Origin of the sequence: Nocardioides aquiterrae (genome assembly GCF_039526625.1) — a bacterium.
Classification (GTDB): Bacteria; Actinomycetota; Actinomycetes; order Propionibacteriales; family Nocardioidaceae; genus Nocardioides; species Nocardioides aquiterrae.
In genome coordinates this window covers 154,872-171,034 of record NZ_BAAAJE010000001.1, presented here as the reverse complement: position 1 = coordinate 171,034, position 16,163 = coordinate 154,872, and the positions used below count along the sequence as shown (strand labels likewise).

The window sequence follows — 16,163 nt, the reverse complement described above, 5'->3', positions numbered from 1 at the left end:
GGCTGATCAGGCGTCGGAGGTGGCGCGCGGCGACCTGACGACCGCGTCGGCGAACAGCATCTCGGTCAGGCCGGCCTTGGTGACGGCCTCACCGTGCACCTCGTCCGAGACGACACCGCGCCGCATGAGCAGCACGCGGTTGCAGATCTGGGCCAGCTGGTCGAGATCGGAGCTCGAGCACACGACCGCGCAGCCCTGCCGGGCGGCCTCGGCGATGAGGGTGAAGATCTGCTCGCGCGCCCCGACGTCGACACCCTGGGTGGGCTCGCTGAGCAGCAGGACCTTGGGGCCGGTCACCAGCCACTTGGCCATCATCGCCTTCTGCTGGTTGCCGCCGCTGAGGGAGGCGTAGGCGAGCGCGGGCTCGGGCGGACGTACGTCCAGGTCGCGGAGCAGCTTGCCCGCGTGCCGCTCGAGCCTCCGGCCGGTCAGGGCGAAGGGACCGCCGCCCTTGCGCAGCGAGAGGAGCGCGACGTTCTCCCCCACGGTCAGGCTCGGGGCACTGCCCTGGACCGCACGGTCGCTGGGGAGGTAGGCGACGCCGGCCTTGATCGCCGTGGCCGGCGAGAGCCGGCGCGCCTCGAGCTCGAGGTCGTCGATCGCGACCGACCCGCCGCTGGCCCGCAGCGCCCCGAAGAGCAGCTGGGTCACCTCGTCGAACCCGGACCCGATCACGCCGGTGACGCCGACGACCTCACCCGGGTGCACGCTCAGGTCCAGGTGCTGGACCGCCCCACCGCGCAGGGCGCTCACCTGGAGCCGCGGCCGCTCCTGACTCGCGGAGACGGGCGCGGAGCCGGCGCTCAGCACGGAGACCGGCCGGCCCACGATCAACCGGACGAGATCCTCGCGCGCCAGCGAGGCGGTGTCCTCGCTGCCGACCAGCTGGCCGTCGCGCAGGACGCTGACGCGGTCCGTCACCGTCAGGACCTCGTCGAGGTCGTGCGACACGAACAGGACGCCCGTGCCCTGCGCGGCCACCGCCCGCATCAGCGCGATCAGCTCGGCGACCTCGCTGTGCGGCAGGAAGGCGGTCGGCTCGTCGAGCACCAGCAGCCCCCGACCCGCGCCGTCCGCGTCACCGTCATCGTCACCGAGGTGGCTGACGGCGCGGGCGATCGCCAGCTTGGCCCGGTCCAGGCGCGAGATGTCCCGCACCAGCGTGTCCGGGCGCAGCGAGATCCCGAACCGGTCGAACTGCGCGGTGGCGCGGGCGAGCTCGGCGCGCCGGCGCCGGGGCCGGATGCCGGGCCCCGTCGCGACGTCGTCGGCGAGCAGGTTCTCGAGCACCGTCAACGACGGCAGCAGCGCCAGGTCCTGGTGGACGAACCGCAGCCGGTGCTTGCGCCGATCCACGGCGGACAGCGGCAGGTCGACCGACGCACCGTCGAGCTCGATCGACCCCTCGTCCGGGGTGTGGAACCCGGCGAGGATCTTGATCAGCGTCGACTTGCCCGACCCGTTCTGGCCGAGCAGGCCGTGGACCTCACCGCGGCGAACGGTGAGGTCCACGTCCTGGAGCACCCGGGTGAGGCCGAACGTCTTGGCGACGCCCCTCATCCGGAGGACCGGGCGGGCCGGATCGGTCACCCGAGGCCCCAGACCTCGAGGTACTGGGCCTCCAGGTCGTCCCCGTAGCCCTTGTTGACCTCCGGCGGGGTGCCGGCCTCGTCGATGTTGGTGGTGTCGAAGATCCGCACCGGCACGATGTCGGCCACCTGCGAGGGCTCCATGCCGGCCATCAGCCGGAAGGCGTTGTCCATCGCGGCGAACCCGGCACCCTCGAGGGACTCCCCGACGTCCATGGTCACGATGTCGCCGTCCTGGATCATCTTGAGCACCGCGGGGGTGCCGTTGAAGGTGACGACCTTGACCTGGCCCTGCTTGCCGGCCGCGGTGATGGCGGCGACGGCGTAGCTGGCCATGTTGTCGTAGAGCGGCACGACGTAGTCGATGTCGGGGTTGCGGACGAGCTCCGACTGCACGGTCGACTGCACGGAGGTCGTCCACTTGCTGATCGGCACGTTGGCGAACGTCGCCTCGCAGGAGGGGCAGGCGGTCGCGATCTCGTCCTTGAAGGCGGCCTCCTGGCCCGGGCTCGGACCCGCGTCGTTCGACGTCACCACCAGGATCTTCGCGGCGCCCTCGGAGTCGACGGCGATCCAGTCGGCGTCCAGGCGCGTGGCGGTCTGGTACGGCGCGGCCACGATGGCGTCCACGCCGTCGACGCAGTCCACGCTGAGCCCGGAGCAGTCGGGGGCGAACTGGGCCGAGGTGTCCCAGAACATGCTCACCACGACCTTGATGCCCCGGTCGCGGGCCTCCTTGATCTGCGGCTCCAGCGCGCGGGGGTCGGTGCCGCCGCTGAGGATGATGACGTCGACGCCCTTGGCGATCGCCTGGTTCATGCCGGCGACCCACTGGTTGGGCTGGCCCTCGTTGGTGTAGACCTCGAAGTCGACGTCCGCGGCCTTGGCCACGCGCTCCATCGCTGCGTTGATCTGGATGTTGTAGTCGTTGGTCGTCAGCAGCGGGATGACGAAGACGCTCTTGCCGGCCAGGCTCGCGACGTCCACCGCGGGACCCGGCGAGACGAACTCCGGGACCGCCTTGAACTTCTCGACCGTGTCGGAGGCGGCTTGTGAGACCTCGCCCGTCGCGGACTCGCCGCCGCCCGACGCCGGGTCGCCCGGCTTGGAGCAGGCCGCCAGGACGAGGGGCAGCAGGAGCGCGACGACCGCGAGCCGCCGCGGCCGCACGCCCGGTGCAGACCGGATCTGCTTCTTCATCGTTTGCGTTCCTCCACTGTCATCCGCGGCGACTGCCGGTGGCCGGCACCCCACTGGTGCTGCGACTACCTCATGGTCCCAACGTCGGATCCTCGGACATATGTGCACATCGCTCGGTCGCGTCTCACGGGCAAGGCCACCTGCACACGGATCGCCCCCCGGACCGGCGGCCGGATGCGAGAATGCGGGCATGAGCCCCCCGGCTTCCCGGACCCTGCGCGCGGCCGACCTCGAGGCGCTGGCGGTCGGCCTGTGCCTGCTGGGCTCGGGCGGCGCCGGCGACCCGCAGCCGTTCGCCTCCGTGCTGCGCTCGCAGCTCGGGAGCGGCGAGCTGGTGCTGCACGCTCCCGGCGGGCTCGGGGGCGCGAGCGTCGTGCCGGTGGGGATGGTGGGGGCCACCAGCGTGTTCACCGAGAAGCTCCCCCACGGCGGTGAGTTCGGCGCGGCCGTCGCCGCGACCGGACGGTGGACCGGCGCGGCGCCGGACGCGGTGATGGGGATCGAGACGGCCGGCCTGAACGGCGTCACCGCGCTGGTGGCCGCGCTGCGCCTGGAGCTGCCGTACGTCGACGCGGACCTGGCCGGACGCGGGCTGCCCCGGCTCGACCAGCTGACCTGGGTGACCGCGCAGCTGCCCCTGACCCCGTGCGCCCTGGCGTTCCCGGGCGGCCACACCTTGCTCGTCGACAGCGCCTCCGCCACCGAGGTGGAGAGGACGATCCGGGCCGCGCTGGCGGGAACCGGCGGCTGGGCGGCCCTCGCGCTCCCGCCGAGCCCCGCCGCTCTGCTGGACGAGACCGCCTGCGTGGGGACCCTGGGCCGGGCGCTCGAGCTCGGACGCGCCCACGGCTCGCTGCGCGTGCTGGCGGACGCCGCGGAGGTCGCGGAGGTGCTGGGGGGCGAGGTCCTCGGTGAGGGCCGCGTGCACGACGTGCTGCGGCACAGCGCGGGCGGCGGGCTGCAACCCGAGTCGTCGGTGACGGTCCTGGACCGGAACGGCCCCGTGCTGCGGATCGAGACGGAGAACGAGTTCTTGATGGTGCTCGTGGACGGCGAGCCCCGGGCCACGGTCCCCGACCTCATCTGCCTGCTGGACCGCCGGACGAACCGGCCCCTGGCGGTCGACGCCCTCCGGCGCGGCGACGAGGTGTTCGTGGTGGTCCTGCCGGCTCCCGCGTGGTGGCTCGCACCGGGCCGCCTCGACCGGGTGTCGCCGGCCGCGTTCGCCATCGACAGCCCGCCCCTGCTCCTGGGCGGGCGGCCGTGAGCGCCGCCTCGCCCGTCCCGCTCGTCGCCCTGCTGGCCCACGCCGACTGGCAGCAGGTGAGCGTGCTCGCGGCACCGCCGGCGCCGACGCTGACGGTCGGCGGGGTCGCGATGGTGGCCGACATCCGCGGCCGGGCGGCCGACCTCGAGGGGAACCTGCTGACCGTGCTGCAGCCACCGCTGCGCGACGACTGGCACATCGACGTCCTGATCCAGACGGCCGCCGCCAGCCGTGCCTCGGCGCTGCTGATCGGCGACTCGTCCCCGCTCTCGCAGCCGTCGTCGGCCCTGGCCGCGCGCGTCGGCCTGACCGTGCTCGGGGCGGACGACCCTCTGGCGGCCGCCCTGGCCGCCCGGAGGCTGGTCGCCGAGGTGGAGCTGCACGTGTCCGACACCGTGCTGCGGGTGACGTCCGCGGCCACCCGGTCCGGAGAGGGGGTGGAGGACGTGATGAAGGCCGTCGGCTCGGTCCTGCACCGGCCCCTGGCCCTGGTGGCCGCCGGCGGCGACACCCTCCTGGGCGCCGACGTGGTCGCGGAGGAGGACCGCGAGACCGTGGCCGGGACCCTCACCGCGGGCGCGGCCCGCTACCGCGTCACCCAGCGGGTCGAGCTCTCCGGCTCGGCGCTGCTGATCGCCCACCCGGTGCCGCCGACGACGGCGCGGGACGCCACCGTGTGGCTGGTCACCCGGCTCCCCCACGACCTGCCCGCCGAGAGCGCCGCCGCGAGTGCGGCCCTCTCCGTGGCCGCGGCGGTGATCGGCCAGCGCGCCAGCCTGCGCCGGCTGGCCGTCGAGCGGGACGCCCGGGCCCGCGCGTCACTGCTGGGCGAGCTGCTCAACGCCCCCGACGACGTGGCGCCCACCACCCGGCGTCGCGCGCTCGAGGCCGGCTGGCGCCTGGACGGCTGGCACCTCGGCATCCGGATCGACACCGGCCCCGAGGTCGACCCCGTGGCCCAGCGTCCCGAGGTGATCGGCGCGCTCCAGGAGGAGGGGCTGGACGCCGTCGTCGTGGAGCAGGGCGACGGGTGGTCGGCCTGGATCACGTCCGAGGACGAGCCACGCGGCGCCGACGTCGAGGCGCGAGCGGGCCAGATCCGCAGCGCGCAGCGCCGGCTCGCGGCGACCACCCCGACCGCCGTGGGCGTCGGTCGCTACCACGCGGGCCCGCGGGGTGTCGCGCGAACCCTGGGCGAGGCCGGGGAGGCAGCGCGGCTGGCGGCCGGCCGGGTCGCCAGCGGGCGGTTCCTGCACGTGGACCGCCTGGGCCTCGGCCAGACGCTCCTGGCCTGGACCCGGACCGACACCTTCCAGCCCGCGGCCCGGTCCCTCCTCGCGCCGCTGGAGGGACAGCCGGGCGACCTCCTGCACACGCTCACGACGTACCTCGACGAGGAGTCGTCGGTCTCCGAGACCGCCGCGATCCTGGGCATCCACCGCAACACGGTCGCGCAGCGGCTGGCCCGCATCCGGTCCCTGCTCGCCGTCGACCTCGCCGACCCCTCCGAACGGTTGGCGCTGCACCTCGCCTGCCGGACGATCTGGATCCCGCCGTCAGACGTGGGCTAGGTGGCTGCTGAACAAGACGGGCGAACGCGAGCGGCGTCCGGTGCGTGCGGTGGCAAGGCTGCCGAGGGAAGGCGTGGCAGCGTCACTCCGACCGAGGTGAACGCAGCCAACGCTCCACCGGATGTCGCGTAGCCGCGCGGATTGTTCAGCAGGCTCCTAGGCGCGCGCCCTCCGAGGGGGTGCCGTCGAACCGGATCGGGTCGAGGTCGTAGCCGAAGTAGCGGGGCCCGACCAGCTCGATGCCCGCCGGCGTGTGCCACCGCTCGTCCATCGGGGCGGCGACGACCGCGACCCGGTGGCCGAAGCGCAGGGTCTCGGTCGTGATCGGCTCACCGGTCTCGGCGTCGACGACGACGATGAGGTCCGGCGTCGTGACGAGCACCTCGCCGTCGAGCTCGGCGATCAGGTGCTCGTTCTGGAACTTCAGGACCAGCTGGCTCCCGGCGGCGGCGTCCAGCCCGGTGACGACGGCCTCCCCGCGGGCGAACCCGGCGACGGTACGACGGGTGACGTCGACGACCTTCCCGGTGTGGATCAGCTTCCCGCGCAGGGCGCCGACCAGCGCCTCCACCGGGTCCTGGTTGGCCGCCCGCGCGCTCTCGATGGCCGAACCGATCGAGAGGCAGAGGCTGAGGGTGCCGGGCACGAAGCAGTCGCGCACCTCGCTCCCGGACATCGCGTAGAGCGAGACGATCGGGGCGCAGCCCATGTCGATGGTCGCGGACCTGGCCAGCCGCTCGGCCCAGTTGTTGTCGATCGTGTCGAAGACGCCCTTGTTGTTCTTGTCGTCGACGATCGACATCGGGGTCGCCGAGACGCCGGACATGGTGGGCAGCACCATCTGCAGCTCCGGGAAGGCACGGCCCATGGCGTCGCCGTCGATCAGCGGCAGCCCGAGGCGGGCGGCCGCGACGAACGGCACCATGGAGTTCACCCCGCCCGCCTCCATGCAGGCGACGTGGGTGGGCGTGCGGCCCAGGTAGCGGGCGAGCGTCTCCAGCGCCAGGGAGATCTGGCCGGCCGACGGGATCTTCTCGACCATCACCGTCGGCGCACCCATCATCGCGATGGGCAGCACGCAGGCGGTCGCGGGCACCTCGTCGGGGGAGACGATCTCGACGTCGCCGAGCTCGCGCATGGCGCTCGCGGCGAGCAGCCGCCCGATGTGGGGGTCGCCGCCGCCGCCGCCGCCCAGCACGGCCGCGCCGCGGGCCATCGGGATCAGGTCGGTCGGGGTCACGCGCATGCTCATCGCTCCATCCAGAGGTCGCCGACCGCCTTGCAGCGGATCCGGGTGGCGTTGCCGGGCAGGTAGGGGATCGGGACCTCGTCGAAGTCGGCGATCGAGACCGTCTCGGGGTCGGCGCCGGCCGCGACGGCGCGGTCCTTGGCCTCCTGCCGGGCCTCGTCGCAGATCGCGTCGCGCTGCCCGGGCGCGATGGAGTAGATCCGGTCGACCATGCCGCCGACCTGGGCGATCGCGGCCCCGATCGCGTTGGCGACGGAGAAGTGCTCGGGACGGTGGACGTCGCCGCAGCCCTCCAGCCGGTCGGGAAGCAGGATCGAGCCGCCTCCGACGGCGACCACGGGCAGGGCGTCCGCCGAGGTGCGCATCCGCTCGACCGCGTCGGCGACGTCGCTGCCGATCCGGGCGAGCGCCGCCTCGATCGTGGCGCGGTCGAGGTGCGCCACGAGCGAGCGGTCGCCGATATCGGCGCGTCCGGATGCGACGGCGATGTCGGTGGCCGTGAGGGTGCTGCCCCCGAAGACCAGGGCCTCCTGGGTCAGGCGGTAGCCCACGGAGTCGGGGCCCACGGTCACGCCGGCCTCGTTGCCGCGCACCAGGCTGCCGCCGCCGATGCCGATGCTCAGCACGTCCGGCATCCGGAAGTTCGTGCGCACCCCCGCCACGGTGACCTCGGTGGTCGCCTCGCGCGGGAAGCCGTTGGTCAGGACACCGACGTCGCTCGTCGTCCCACCGACGTCGACGACGGCGCAGTCCTTGAGCCCGGAGAGGATGGCGGCGCCGCGCATGGAGTTGGTGGGCCCGGACGCGAAGGTCGCCACCGGGTAGCGGCGGGCGAAGTCCATGTCCATCAGCGTGCCGTCGTTCTGGCTGAGGTAGAGCGGCGAGTCGATGCCGAGGCTCGCGAGCGTGCCGGCGAGCCCGTCCACGATGCCCAGCGCGAGCTCGCGCAGGGCCGCGTTGATGATCGTGGCGTTCTCGCGCTCGAGCAGCCCGACGCGACCGATCTCGTGGGACATCGAGACGGCCATCTCCGGCCCCGCCTCCTCGGCGACGATCTCGGCGGCCCGCAGCTCGAACTCGGAGTTGATCGGGGAGAACACCGACGAGATCGCCAGTGAGCGGATGCCGTGCGCGACCATGTCCTGGACGTGCCGGCGCAGCTCGTCCTCGTCGAGCTCCGCGATGTGCCGACCGTCGAACTCGTGGCCACCGTGCGCCAGGTACGCCCGCCCACCGATGGCGTCCACCAACCGCTCCGGCCAGTCCACCAGCGGCGGCAGCGAGCTGGTCGCGGGCAGCCCCAGCCGCAGCACCGCCGTGGGGGCCAGGTGCCGGGCCTCGACGAGCGCGTTGATGAAGTGCGTGGTGCCGATCATCACGGCCCGGATGTCCTCCGGCGCGAACGGACGCTGCTTCCGCAGGCTCTCGAGGGTCGCCTTGATACCCGAGGAGACGTCGGGCTGGGTCGCCGACTTCACCGCGCCCATCACCTGGTGACCGTCCATCAGGACGGCATCGGTGTTGGTGCCTCCCACATCGATCCCGATGCGCATGTGCTGCCTTTCCGAACTATGTGGATCTCGAGCCGAACGTCGGGAGTGCCGCTGCGGGCGGAGTCACATGCGGCGGTCCTTGGGCGGCGGCGGCATGTAGGTCGCCCGGCTGGGGCGGACGCCGAGCCGGATCTGCGACTCCAGCCAGAGGATGGCGGCGCCGGTCGGGTCGACGACGGGCACGAACACCCCGTCGGCCTCCAGTCGGGCCTGCACCGCGGCCGCGACGCCGATCATCCCGGTGCAGCCCAGCACGATCACGTCGGCCTCGCCGCTGTCCACGACGGAGCGGGCCTCGGTGTACAGGCGCTCCAGCAGCTCCTCGTGGGCGTCGAGGGCCAGCACGGGGAGGTCGACGACGCGCACCGACTGGCAGCGGTCGGTGAGCCCGTAGCGGCGCACGAGGCCGCGGATCATCGGCACCACGTTGTCCAGGACGGTGATCACGCCGACGGACTCGCCGAGGGACAGGGCGTTCAGCATGGCCGGCTCGAAGCCGCCCACCACCGGGACGTCCACGATCTCGCGGGCCGCGTGGACCGCGGGGTCACCGAAGCACGTGACGAAGACGCCCTCCGCACCCCGCTCGACCGCCAGCGCCACCTGCTCGAGGATCCCCGGCCCGGCCAGGGCCTCGTCGTACTCGGACTCGATGGAGGCGACGCCTCGCTCGACCTTGACGACGTCGATCACGGTGTCCGGGCCGGCCCACTGGGCGACCTCCTTGCGAACGCCGTCGGCGAACTCCTCGCCGAGCAACGGGCTGACGACAGTGAGCTTCATGGACGCACCTCTCAGGAGTGGGTGCGTCCATCGTGCGCGCCGGCGATCCGGACGGCCATGTGCAATGTGCCAACTGAGGGGCCGGTCGGACGGCCTGTTGCACATGACGGTGCTCGGGACCGGGGACCGTCAGCGGCGGCCGGCCCCGAGCACGGGCCTCAGCCGCGGGTCACGCCAGCGCCCAGGTCGCCTCGGGCACGTCGGAGATGAACATCTGGCCGGGCGCGTGGGACACGGCATAGGGGATGCCGGCGGCCGCGACGACGGCCTGCGGGGTCACCCCGCAGGCCCAGAACACCGGCACGTCGCCGTCGGCCAGCACCGGCGCGTCGCCGTAGTCGGGCCGGGCCAGGTCCGCGATGCCGAGGGCGGCGGGGTCGCCGACGTGCACCGGGCCACCGTGCATGCTCGGGAACCGGCTGGTCACCTGGACCGCGGCGGCGACCTGGTCGGCCGGCACGGCGCGCATGGAGACCACCATCGGCCCGTGCAGGCGCCCGGCCGGCCGGCAAGCCCGGTTGGTCCGGTACATCGGCACGTTGGTGCCGGCCGTCAGGTGGCGCACCGGGACGCCGGACTCGAGCAGGGCCCGCTCGAACGTGAAGCTGCAGCCGATGAGGAAGGTGACCATGTCGTCGCGCCAGTGCTCGCGCGCGTCGCCGGTCTCGGCGACCAGGCGGCCCTCCTCGTACACCCGGTAGCCGGGCAGGTCGGTGCGGAGATCGGCCCCGGGGGCGATGCCGGGCTCCACGCTGCCGGCATCGGTGACGTCGATGACGGGGCACGCCTTGGGGTTGCGCTGCGTGAAGAGCAGGACGTCGTAGGCGTACTGCTGCGGCACCGCGATCAGGTTGGCCTGGGTGAAGCCCGCGCACCAGCCGCTCGTCGCGACCCGCTCCCCCGCTCGGAACCGCTCGCGCGCCCGGGCGGGCGTCAGGGCTGCGATGTCGTCGTGGGTCGTGCCGGGGACGGCGCTGGTCATCAGGTACCTCGCGGGGGGTTGGGGACGATCGTGAACTGCAGGTCCTGACCGGGTCGGACCTGGGCCGCGCGGTCGACGTCGGCGTCGACGACGACCGCGATCACCGGGTATCCCCCGGTGAGAGGATGATCGGACATGAACAGGGTGGGCTGCCCCGCGGGGGTGACCTGCAGCGCGCCGCGGACGACGCCCGCACTCGGCAGCTCGGTGCTCCGGACCCGCGGGAGCTCGGCACCGGCCAGGCGCATGCCGATCCGGTCGCTCGCGGTCGTGACCGTCCACGCGGTCCGCTCGAGCAGCCCGAGGGCGTCGGCCGTGAACCAGTCGTCGTGCGGGCCGGACATCACCCGGAGGCGGACCGGGCCGGCAGGGGGGTCGGGCACCGGCGCCATGTCCACGGACGGGAAGCGGGCCGGGGGCGCGCCGACGGCGAGCACCGTCCCGGCCGCCAGGACCGGCGGGCCGAGGCCGGACAGCACGTCGTACGAGCGCGACCCGAGGACGGGAGGGACGTCGATGCCGCCCCGCACGGCGACGTAGGTACGCAGCCCCGCGGACGCGGTGCCGAGCCGCAGGGGCGACCCGGCCGGCACCCGCAGCACGGTGTTGTGGTCGGCGGCCCGGCCGCCGATGGTGGCCGCGCAGCGGGCGCCGGTCAGGGCCACCACGACGTCTCGGTCCGGCCGCAGCTCGAGGCCGCCGAGCAGCACCTCGAGTCCGGCCGCCTCCGCCGCGTTGCCGACCAGCCGGTTGGCCAGCCGGAGGGACCGGCGATCCGCGGCTCCGCTCCGCCCGATGCCCCACGAGGCATGGCCGGGACGCCCGAGGTCCTGCACGGTGGTGAGCGGCCCGGCGGAGAGGACCTCCAGCCCGGCGCCGCTCACGCGTCCACCTCGACGAACCGGACCCGGGTCCCCGGGGACAGCAGCGCGGGCGGGTCCCGGTGCAGGTCCCACATCTCCAGGGGGGTGCGGCCGAGCAGCTGCCACCCACCCGGCGAGGCCTTCGGGTACACGCCGCTGAACTCGCCCGCCAGGGCGACGGCACCGGCCGGGACGCTGACCCGCGGGGTCGCGCGCCGGGGCACGTGCAGCCGGTCGTCCTCACCCACCAGGTAGCCGAACCCGGCCGTGAACCCGGTGAACGCCACCGTCCACAGCTGGCCCGTGTGCGCCGCCACGACTCCCCGGGCCCCGAGTCCGGTGAGCTCGCCGACGACGTCGAGGTCGGGCCCGTCGTACACGACGGGGATCTCCACGCTCCGCGCCGCCGACCGGGTGCGGCGCGTCGGCCGCAGCTCGGAGACGGCGCGGATCACCTCCGGCACGCTGGTGCGGCCGGGGTCGAGGTGCAGCAGCAGCGTGCGCGCGGCCGGGACCAGGTCGACCACGCCGTCGGGGAGGTCGCCGGCGAGCGCCTCGTGGAGTGCCAGCACGTCGGCGAGGCTCTCGAGCTCGACCAGGACGCCCACGTCCGCGCAGGGCAGGAAGCGCATCGTCGGGACGGGCGCCTCCGGGGGAGCCGCCGCGTCGACCGGGACGGGCGCCGCGGTCGAGGTCGGGGCAGCGGTCACGACGCGAAGGCCCCCAGGCGCACGCCGGCGTCGAGCAGCGCCTCCCGGATGGCCCGGGCCATGGCCACCGCATCCGGGGTGTCCCCGTGCACGCAGATCGAGTCCGCGTGCACGGGCACCGCGGTGCCGTCCACCGCCTCGACCTCTCCGGTGACCACCATCCGCACGACGCGGGCGGCGACGACCGCGGGGTCGGTGATGACCGCACCGGCCTCGGTGCGAGGGACCAGGGTGCCCCGCGGCGTGTAGGCGCGGTCGGCGAACGCCTCGGACACCGTCGGCAGGCCCGCGTCGGCGGCCTGCGCGAGCAGCTGCGAGCCCGGCAGCCCCAGGACCGGGAGCGACCCGCCGTGCTCACGCACGGCTCGGACGACGGCGGCGGCCTGCGCCTCGTGGTGCACGACGGCGTTGTAGAGGGCGCCGTGCGGCTTGACGTAGGCGACCCGCGCGCCGGCCACCCGGGCCATCGCCTCCAGGGCTCCCACCTGGTAGAGCACCGCGTCGGTGAGCTCGGCGGGGTCCATGTCGATGAAGCGCCGGCCGAAGCCGGCCAGGTCCGGGTAGCCGACCTGGGCCCCGATCGTCACGCCGTGGGCCGCCGCGTGCCCGCAGGTCTCCCGGAGCGTCGACGGGTCGCCCGCGTGGAACCCGCACGCGACGTTGGCGCTGGTCACCACCTCGAGGAGGGCGGCGTCGTCGCCCAACCGCCAGCGACCGAAGGACTCCCCGACGTCGCTGTTGAGGTCGACGCTGCGGGAGTGCGTCATGGCCGCGGCTCGTCGGTCAGCGCCTGGACGCCCGCGGCCGTGACCTGCCCGTCGACCGTGGTCAGCTCGGCGTCCGCGCGGAGCCGGTCGACCCGGAACCCGAGGAACCTGCCCCAGGACGCGCGCTGCACCTGCTCGTGCCCCTGGGCGTGCCCGCACGGCCAGCCGTAGGACCACCACAGGGTGCCGGTGCCGCCGTCGAGCACCTCGCTCGCGATCGTGCCCATCTCGACACCGTGGTTGCAGATCGAGCGGCCGCGGCCGCTCGGGTCGACGGCCAGGCCCTCGTGGTCGGTCAGCACCTGCGCCGGCGGGGCGGCGTCGTCACCCAGCAGGTGCCACGACCGGCCGGACCGCTCCGCCGACGCGGTCTCGTCGCCCCAGCCGGGGGGCACCGGGTCGGCGCTGGTCTGCCACACGTTCGCGCAGGCGATCGTCTCGCCACGCGGGTGGGTCAGGCTGAGCCGGCCCGCCGACACCTCGGCGATGACCGCCGCACCCGTGGTGTCCGCCATCAGGTAGTTGCCGGACAGGATGGATCCCAGCCGGGCGCGCATGAAGTCCAGCGCGCCCGCGACGGTGGTCGTGGTCGCCATCATCTCGTGGGACCACGTCTGGGCGGGGAGCTTCTCGTCCTTGCGCTCCGGCGCCGCTGCCTCGTCCGGGACGTAGGCGTAGGTGAAGGCGAACCCCGCACGGTTCACCCCGCGGGTGACCATGCCGTCCCACGCCACCACCTCGTCACCGGGGCAGCGGACGACGGCGCCCACGAACGGCTCGGCCGCGTCCACGACCCCGATGACGTGGCTCTGGACCGTGTAGGGGTTGTCGCTGTTGCTGGCGAGCCGCCAGCGGGTGCCGCTGGCGCGGCCGACGAGGGTGCACATCAGAGCTCCGCCTTCCGGGCCGGGGCCGCGACCTGCAACGGGAAGTGACAGGCCAGCTCGCGGCCGGGCTCCGGGCGGAGCAGCGGCACGGTGCTGGCACACAGGTCCTGGGCCTGGGTGCAACGGGGGTGGAAGCGGCAGCCGCTCGGCGGGGCCGTCGGGTCGGCGGGCTCCCCGAGGGCCAGCACCTCCGGCAGCCGCCCGATGTGACGCGGGTTCGGCATCGCGTCGAGCAGCGCGGCGGAGTAGGGGTGCCGGGGCTGGTCGTAGTAGGTGTCCGCCTCGGCGTTCTCCATGATCGTGCCGTTGTAGAGCGTGACCAGCGTGTCGCACACGTCCCGGATCAGCGCCAGGTCGTGGGAGACCATGACCAGGGTCAGGCCGTCGTTCTCGGCGAGGTCCCGGAAGACCTCCATCACCTGGGCCTGGATGGACACGTCGAGGGCGCTGACCGGCTCGTCGGCGATGAGCACCTCGGGCCGCGGGGCCAGGGCCCGGGCGATCGCCACCCGCTGCCGCTGGCCGCCCGACAGCTCGCGCGGGTGCCGGCCGAGCAGCTGCTGCGGCAGCCGGACCTGGTCGAGCAGGGCCGCGATGCGCCGGCTCTGCTCACCCGGCTCCCGGACGCCGTGGGTGCTGAGCGCCTCGGCGAGGGTGTCCCGGATCGTGTAGCGCGGGTCGAGGCTGGAGGTGGCGTCCTGGAAGACGAACTGCACGCGGCGCCGGAAGGACCGCATCTGCTCCTTCGACAGCGTGGCGATGTCCTGACCGTCGAAGGACACCTGACCGGTCGAGGGGTGGTCGAGCGCGCCGAGGAGCCGGGCCAGCGTCGACTTGCCCGAGCCGGACTCCCCCACGACGCCGACCGACGTGTTCCGGCGGATCGTCAGGTCGATGCCGTCGAGGGCGTGCACGGTGCTGCGTCGTCCGCGGCTGCGGGTCGTGAAGTGCCGGCTCACCCCGCGGAGGTCGAACAGCGCCGTCTCGGCGTCCACGTCGACCACGGCGGCGACCCGGGGAGCGTCCACGGGCACCGCCTCGATGCCGAGCTCGCCCGGCTCGGGAAGCGTCGGGGCCGCCGCGAGCAGCGTCTTGGTGTAGGCGTCGCGGGGCGCACCGATCAGCTCCGCCGTGGGACCGGACTCGACGATCTGGCCCTGGTACATGACGGCGACGCGGTCGCAGAGCCCCGCGACCACGCCGAGGTTGTGGCTGATGAACAGGATCGCCAGCCCGTCGTCCGCCAGCCGGCGGAGCAGGCGGAGGATGCCGGCCTGGACGGTCGGGTCCAGCGCGGTCGTCGGCTCGTCGGCGATCAGCACGCGCGGGCGGTTCGCGAGCGCCAGGGCGATCATCGCGCGCTGGCGCATGCCGCCGGAGAGCTGGTGCGGGTACCGCTTGGCCTGGGCGTCGGGCCGGGGCAGGCCGACCTCGCCGAGGACCTCCAGGCAGCGCTTCTTGGCGTCGGCACGCGAGACACCGCGGTCGAGGAGGGAGTGCACGATCTGGCTGCCGATGGTCAGCCCGGGGTGGAAGCTGCTCAGCGGGTCCTGGAAGACCATCGCGACCGAGGGGCCGCGCAGCTTGCGCCGCTCCCGCTCCGGCAGCGCCGAGATCGCCTGGCCGTCGACGGTGACCGTGCCGGAGACGGGGCGGACGCCGGGCTGGAAGAGGCCCAGACAGGCGAGCCCGGTGAGGGTCTTGCCGCTCCCCGACTCGCCGACCAGCCCGAGGATCTCGCCGGCGCCGATGGCCAGCGACGCTCCACGGACCGGCGTGCTGCTCCGGTCGCCCTCACCGGCCCCGATGACCAGCTCGTCGATCTGCAGTCGTGGGCTGCTCACGGCATCCTCATCTCGTCCTGGACGATTGCCTCGAAGGTGGGGTCCTCCGCGGCGGCCTTGCCGCGCGACCGGGCCACCGCGGCCCGGATCACCTCGCCGGCCACGGCGAACGTCACGACGGTCACCGACAGGACCAGGCCCGGAAAGACGCTGATCCACCACTGACCGGTCGACACGTAGTTGGCGCCGTTGGAGATCAGCGCTCCCCACTCCGGCGTCGGCGGCCGGACGCCGGCGCCGAGGAAGCTGAGGGCCGCGGTGAGCAGGATCGCGGTGCCGACGGCGATCGACCCGTTGGCCAGGGTGCTGTCCAGGGAGTTCGGCAGCACGTGGCGCCGCAGCGTGGTGCGCTCAGAGAGGCCGATGGAGCGGCAGGCCTGCACCATGCCGCTGCGCTCGACGCTCTTCACCGAGGCGCGCAGCAGGCGGGCGAAGACCGGCACGTTGACGAAGGCCACCGCCGCGACCACGCTGGGCACGCCCCGGCCGAAGGTGGCGACCAGGGCCAGGCCCAGGATCACCACCGGGATGGACTGGACGATGTCGAGCAGCCGGTCGACCGTCACCCCGACCGTCCGGAAGACGCGGGAGCCGCCGAAGCTGTAGCCGGCGAGCACGCCCAGCACGATGCCGACGAGCAGGGAGATCCCCACCGCGCACACCGCGATCAGCAGGTCGGTCCGGAAGGCGGCGACCGTCACCGAGAGCACGTCGAGGCCGGAGGCGTCGGTGCCCATCGGGTGGTCGAGCGAGGGGGCGAGGAGCACGTCCGCGGTGGGCCGCTCGGGGTCGTACGGCGCGAGCCACGGCCCGACCACGGCGAACACCAGCGCGAGCAGCACGTATCCCACGGCGAGGCGTCGGCCGAACCGGTTCACGAGATCACTGTCCTTCTGCG

General features: G+C 73.8%; 14 protein-coding genes. 2 read left to right on the top strand and 12 right to left on the bottom strand.

What is annotated here, in order from left to right; translation table 11 throughout:
* Positions 1 to 6 precede the first annotated feature (6 nt).
* A complete protein-coding gene (locus ABD086_RS00815; RefSeq protein ID WP_343904774.1) occupies positions 7 to 1,590 on the bottom strand; it encodes a sugar ABC transporter ATP-binding protein in 1,584 nt (527 codons plus the stop codon).
* The gene (locus ABD086_RS00810) at positions 1,587 to 2,789 is read right to left on the bottom strand and encodes a sugar ABC transporter substrate-binding protein (protein WP_343904773.1); all 1,203 of its coding nucleotides are present in this window, start codon (positions 2,787 to 2,789) and stop codon (positions 1,587 to 1,589) included. Before ABD086_RS00810 ends, ABD086_RS00815 begins: the two co-directional genes overlap by 4 nt.
* A gap of 190 nt (positions 2,790 to 2,979) precedes the next feature.
* Here ABD086_RS00810 and ABD086_RS00805 point away from each other — a divergent pair, with 190 nt between their 5' ends.
* Both ABD086_RS00805 and ABD086_RS00800 read left to right on the top strand, forming a co-directional pair.
* Complete coding sequence (locus tag ABD086_RS00805; RefSeq protein ID WP_343904771.1) at positions 2,980 to 4,056, top strand: DUF917 domain-containing protein; 1,077 nt, start codon at positions 2,980 to 2,982, stop codon at positions 4,054 to 4,056.
* Entirely contained in the window at positions 4,053 to 5,627 is a 1,575-nt protein-coding gene (locus ABD086_RS00800) for a helix-turn-helix domain-containing protein (RefSeq protein ID WP_343904770.1), read from the top strand. The genes ABD086_RS00805 and ABD086_RS00800 overlap by 4 nt, the downstream gene beginning before the upstream one ends.
* A gap of 145 nt (positions 5,628 to 5,772) precedes the next feature.
* Here the strand turns inward: ABD086_RS00800 and ABD086_RS00795 are convergent, their stop codons facing one another.
* The 10 genes from ABD086_RS00795 to ABD086_RS00750 all read right to left on the bottom strand — a co-directional run bounded on the left by ABD086_RS00795 (position 5,773) and on the right by ABD086_RS00750 (position 16,143).
* Positions 5,773 to 6,879, bottom strand: coding sequence for an S-methyl thiohydantoin desulfurase family protein (locus tag ABD086_RS00795; protein ID WP_343904768.1), 1,107 nt, complete (start codon positions 6,877 to 6,879; stop codon positions 5,773 to 5,775).
* Complete coding sequence (locus ABD086_RS00790; RefSeq protein ID WP_343904766.1) at positions 6,876 to 8,429, bottom strand: hydantoinase/oxoprolinase N-terminal domain-containing protein; 1,554 nt, start codon at positions 8,427 to 8,429, stop codon at positions 6,876 to 6,878. The genes ABD086_RS00795 and ABD086_RS00790 overlap by 4 nt, the downstream gene beginning before the upstream one ends.
* Positions 8,430 to 8,492: 63 nt before the next feature.
* A complete protein-coding gene (locus tag ABD086_RS00785) occupies positions 8,493 to 9,212 on the bottom strand; it encodes an aspartate/glutamate racemase family protein (RefSeq protein WP_343904765.1) in 720 nt (239 codons plus the stop codon).
* 169 nt (positions 9,213 to 9,381) lie between these two features.
* On the bottom strand, positions 9,382 to 10,194 hold the full coding sequence (locus ABD086_RS00780) for a putative hydro-lyase (protein ID WP_343904764.1): 813 nt from the start codon (positions 10,192 to 10,194) through the stop codon (positions 9,382 to 9,384).
* On the bottom strand, positions 10,194 to 11,078 hold the full coding sequence (locus ABD086_RS00775; protein WP_343904762.1) for a 5-oxoprolinase subunit C family protein: 885 nt from the start codon (positions 11,076 to 11,078) through the stop codon (positions 10,194 to 10,196). Before ABD086_RS00775 ends, ABD086_RS00780 begins: the two co-directional genes overlap by 1 nt.
* A complete protein-coding gene (locus tag ABD086_RS00770; protein WP_343904760.1) occupies positions 11,075 to 11,767 on the bottom strand; it encodes a 5-oxoprolinase subunit B family protein in 693 nt (230 codons plus the stop codon). Before ABD086_RS00770 ends, ABD086_RS00775 begins: the two co-directional genes overlap by 4 nt.
* Positions 11,764 to 12,534, bottom strand: coding sequence for a LamB/YcsF family protein (locus ABD086_RS00765; RefSeq protein WP_343904759.1), 771 nt, complete (start codon positions 12,532 to 12,534; stop codon positions 11,764 to 11,766). Before ABD086_RS00765 ends, ABD086_RS00770 begins: the two co-directional genes overlap by 4 nt.
* The gene (locus ABD086_RS00760) at positions 12,531 to 13,421 is read right to left on the bottom strand and encodes a C45 family peptidase (protein WP_343904757.1); all 891 of its coding nucleotides are present in this window, start codon (positions 13,419 to 13,421) and stop codon (positions 12,531 to 12,533) included. The genes ABD086_RS00765 and ABD086_RS00760 overlap by 4 nt, the downstream gene beginning before the upstream one ends.
* Positions 13,421 to 15,265, bottom strand: a complete 1,845-nt coding sequence (locus tag ABD086_RS00755) for a dipeptide ABC transporter ATP-binding protein (RefSeq protein WP_343904755.1) — start codon at positions 15,263 to 15,265, stop codon at positions 13,421 to 13,423. The genes ABD086_RS00760 and ABD086_RS00755 overlap by 1 nt, the downstream gene beginning before the upstream one ends.
* Positions 15,262 to 16,143, bottom strand: a complete 882-nt coding sequence (locus ABD086_RS00750; RefSeq protein ID WP_343904754.1) for an ABC transporter permease — start codon at positions 16,141 to 16,143, stop codon at positions 15,262 to 15,264. The genes ABD086_RS00755 and ABD086_RS00750 overlap by 4 nt, the downstream gene beginning before the upstream one ends.
* Positions 16,144 to 16,163: the final 20 nt, after the last annotated feature.

Bases quoted from the DNA above. Each gene is read 5' to 3' on its own strand.
- ABD086_RS00795 (WP_343904768.1), bottom strand. From the start codon at position 6,879: ATGAGCATGCGCGTGACCCCGACCGACCTGATCCCGATGGCCCGCGGC.
- ABD086_RS00790 (WP_343904766.1), bottom strand. From the start codon at position 8,429: ATGCGCATCGGGATCGATGTGGGAGGCACCAACACCGATGCCGTCCTG.
- ABD086_RS00810 (WP_343904773.1), bottom strand. From the start codon at position 2,789: ATGAAGAAGCAGATCCGGTCTGCACCGGGCGTGCGGCCGCGGCGGCTC.
- ABD086_RS00760 (WP_343904757.1), bottom strand. From the start codon at position 13,421: ATGTGCACCCTCGTCGGCCGCGCCAGCGGCACCCGCTGGCGGCTCGCC.
- ABD086_RS00785 (WP_343904765.1), bottom strand. From the start codon at position 9,212: ATGAAGCTCACTGTCGTCAGCCCGTTGCTCGGCGAGGAGTTCGCCGAC.
- ABD086_RS00765 (WP_343904759.1), bottom strand. From the start codon at position 12,534: ATGACGCACTCCCGCAGCGTCGACCTCAACAGCGACGTCGGGGAGTCC.
- ABD086_RS00780 (WP_343904764.1), bottom strand. From the start codon at position 10,194: ATGACCAGCGCCGTCCCCGGCACGACCCACGACGACATCGCAGCCCTG.
- ABD086_RS00805 (WP_343904771.1), top strand. From the start codon at position 2,980: ATGAGCCCCCCGGCTTCCCGGACCCTGCGCGCGGCCGACCTCGAGGCG.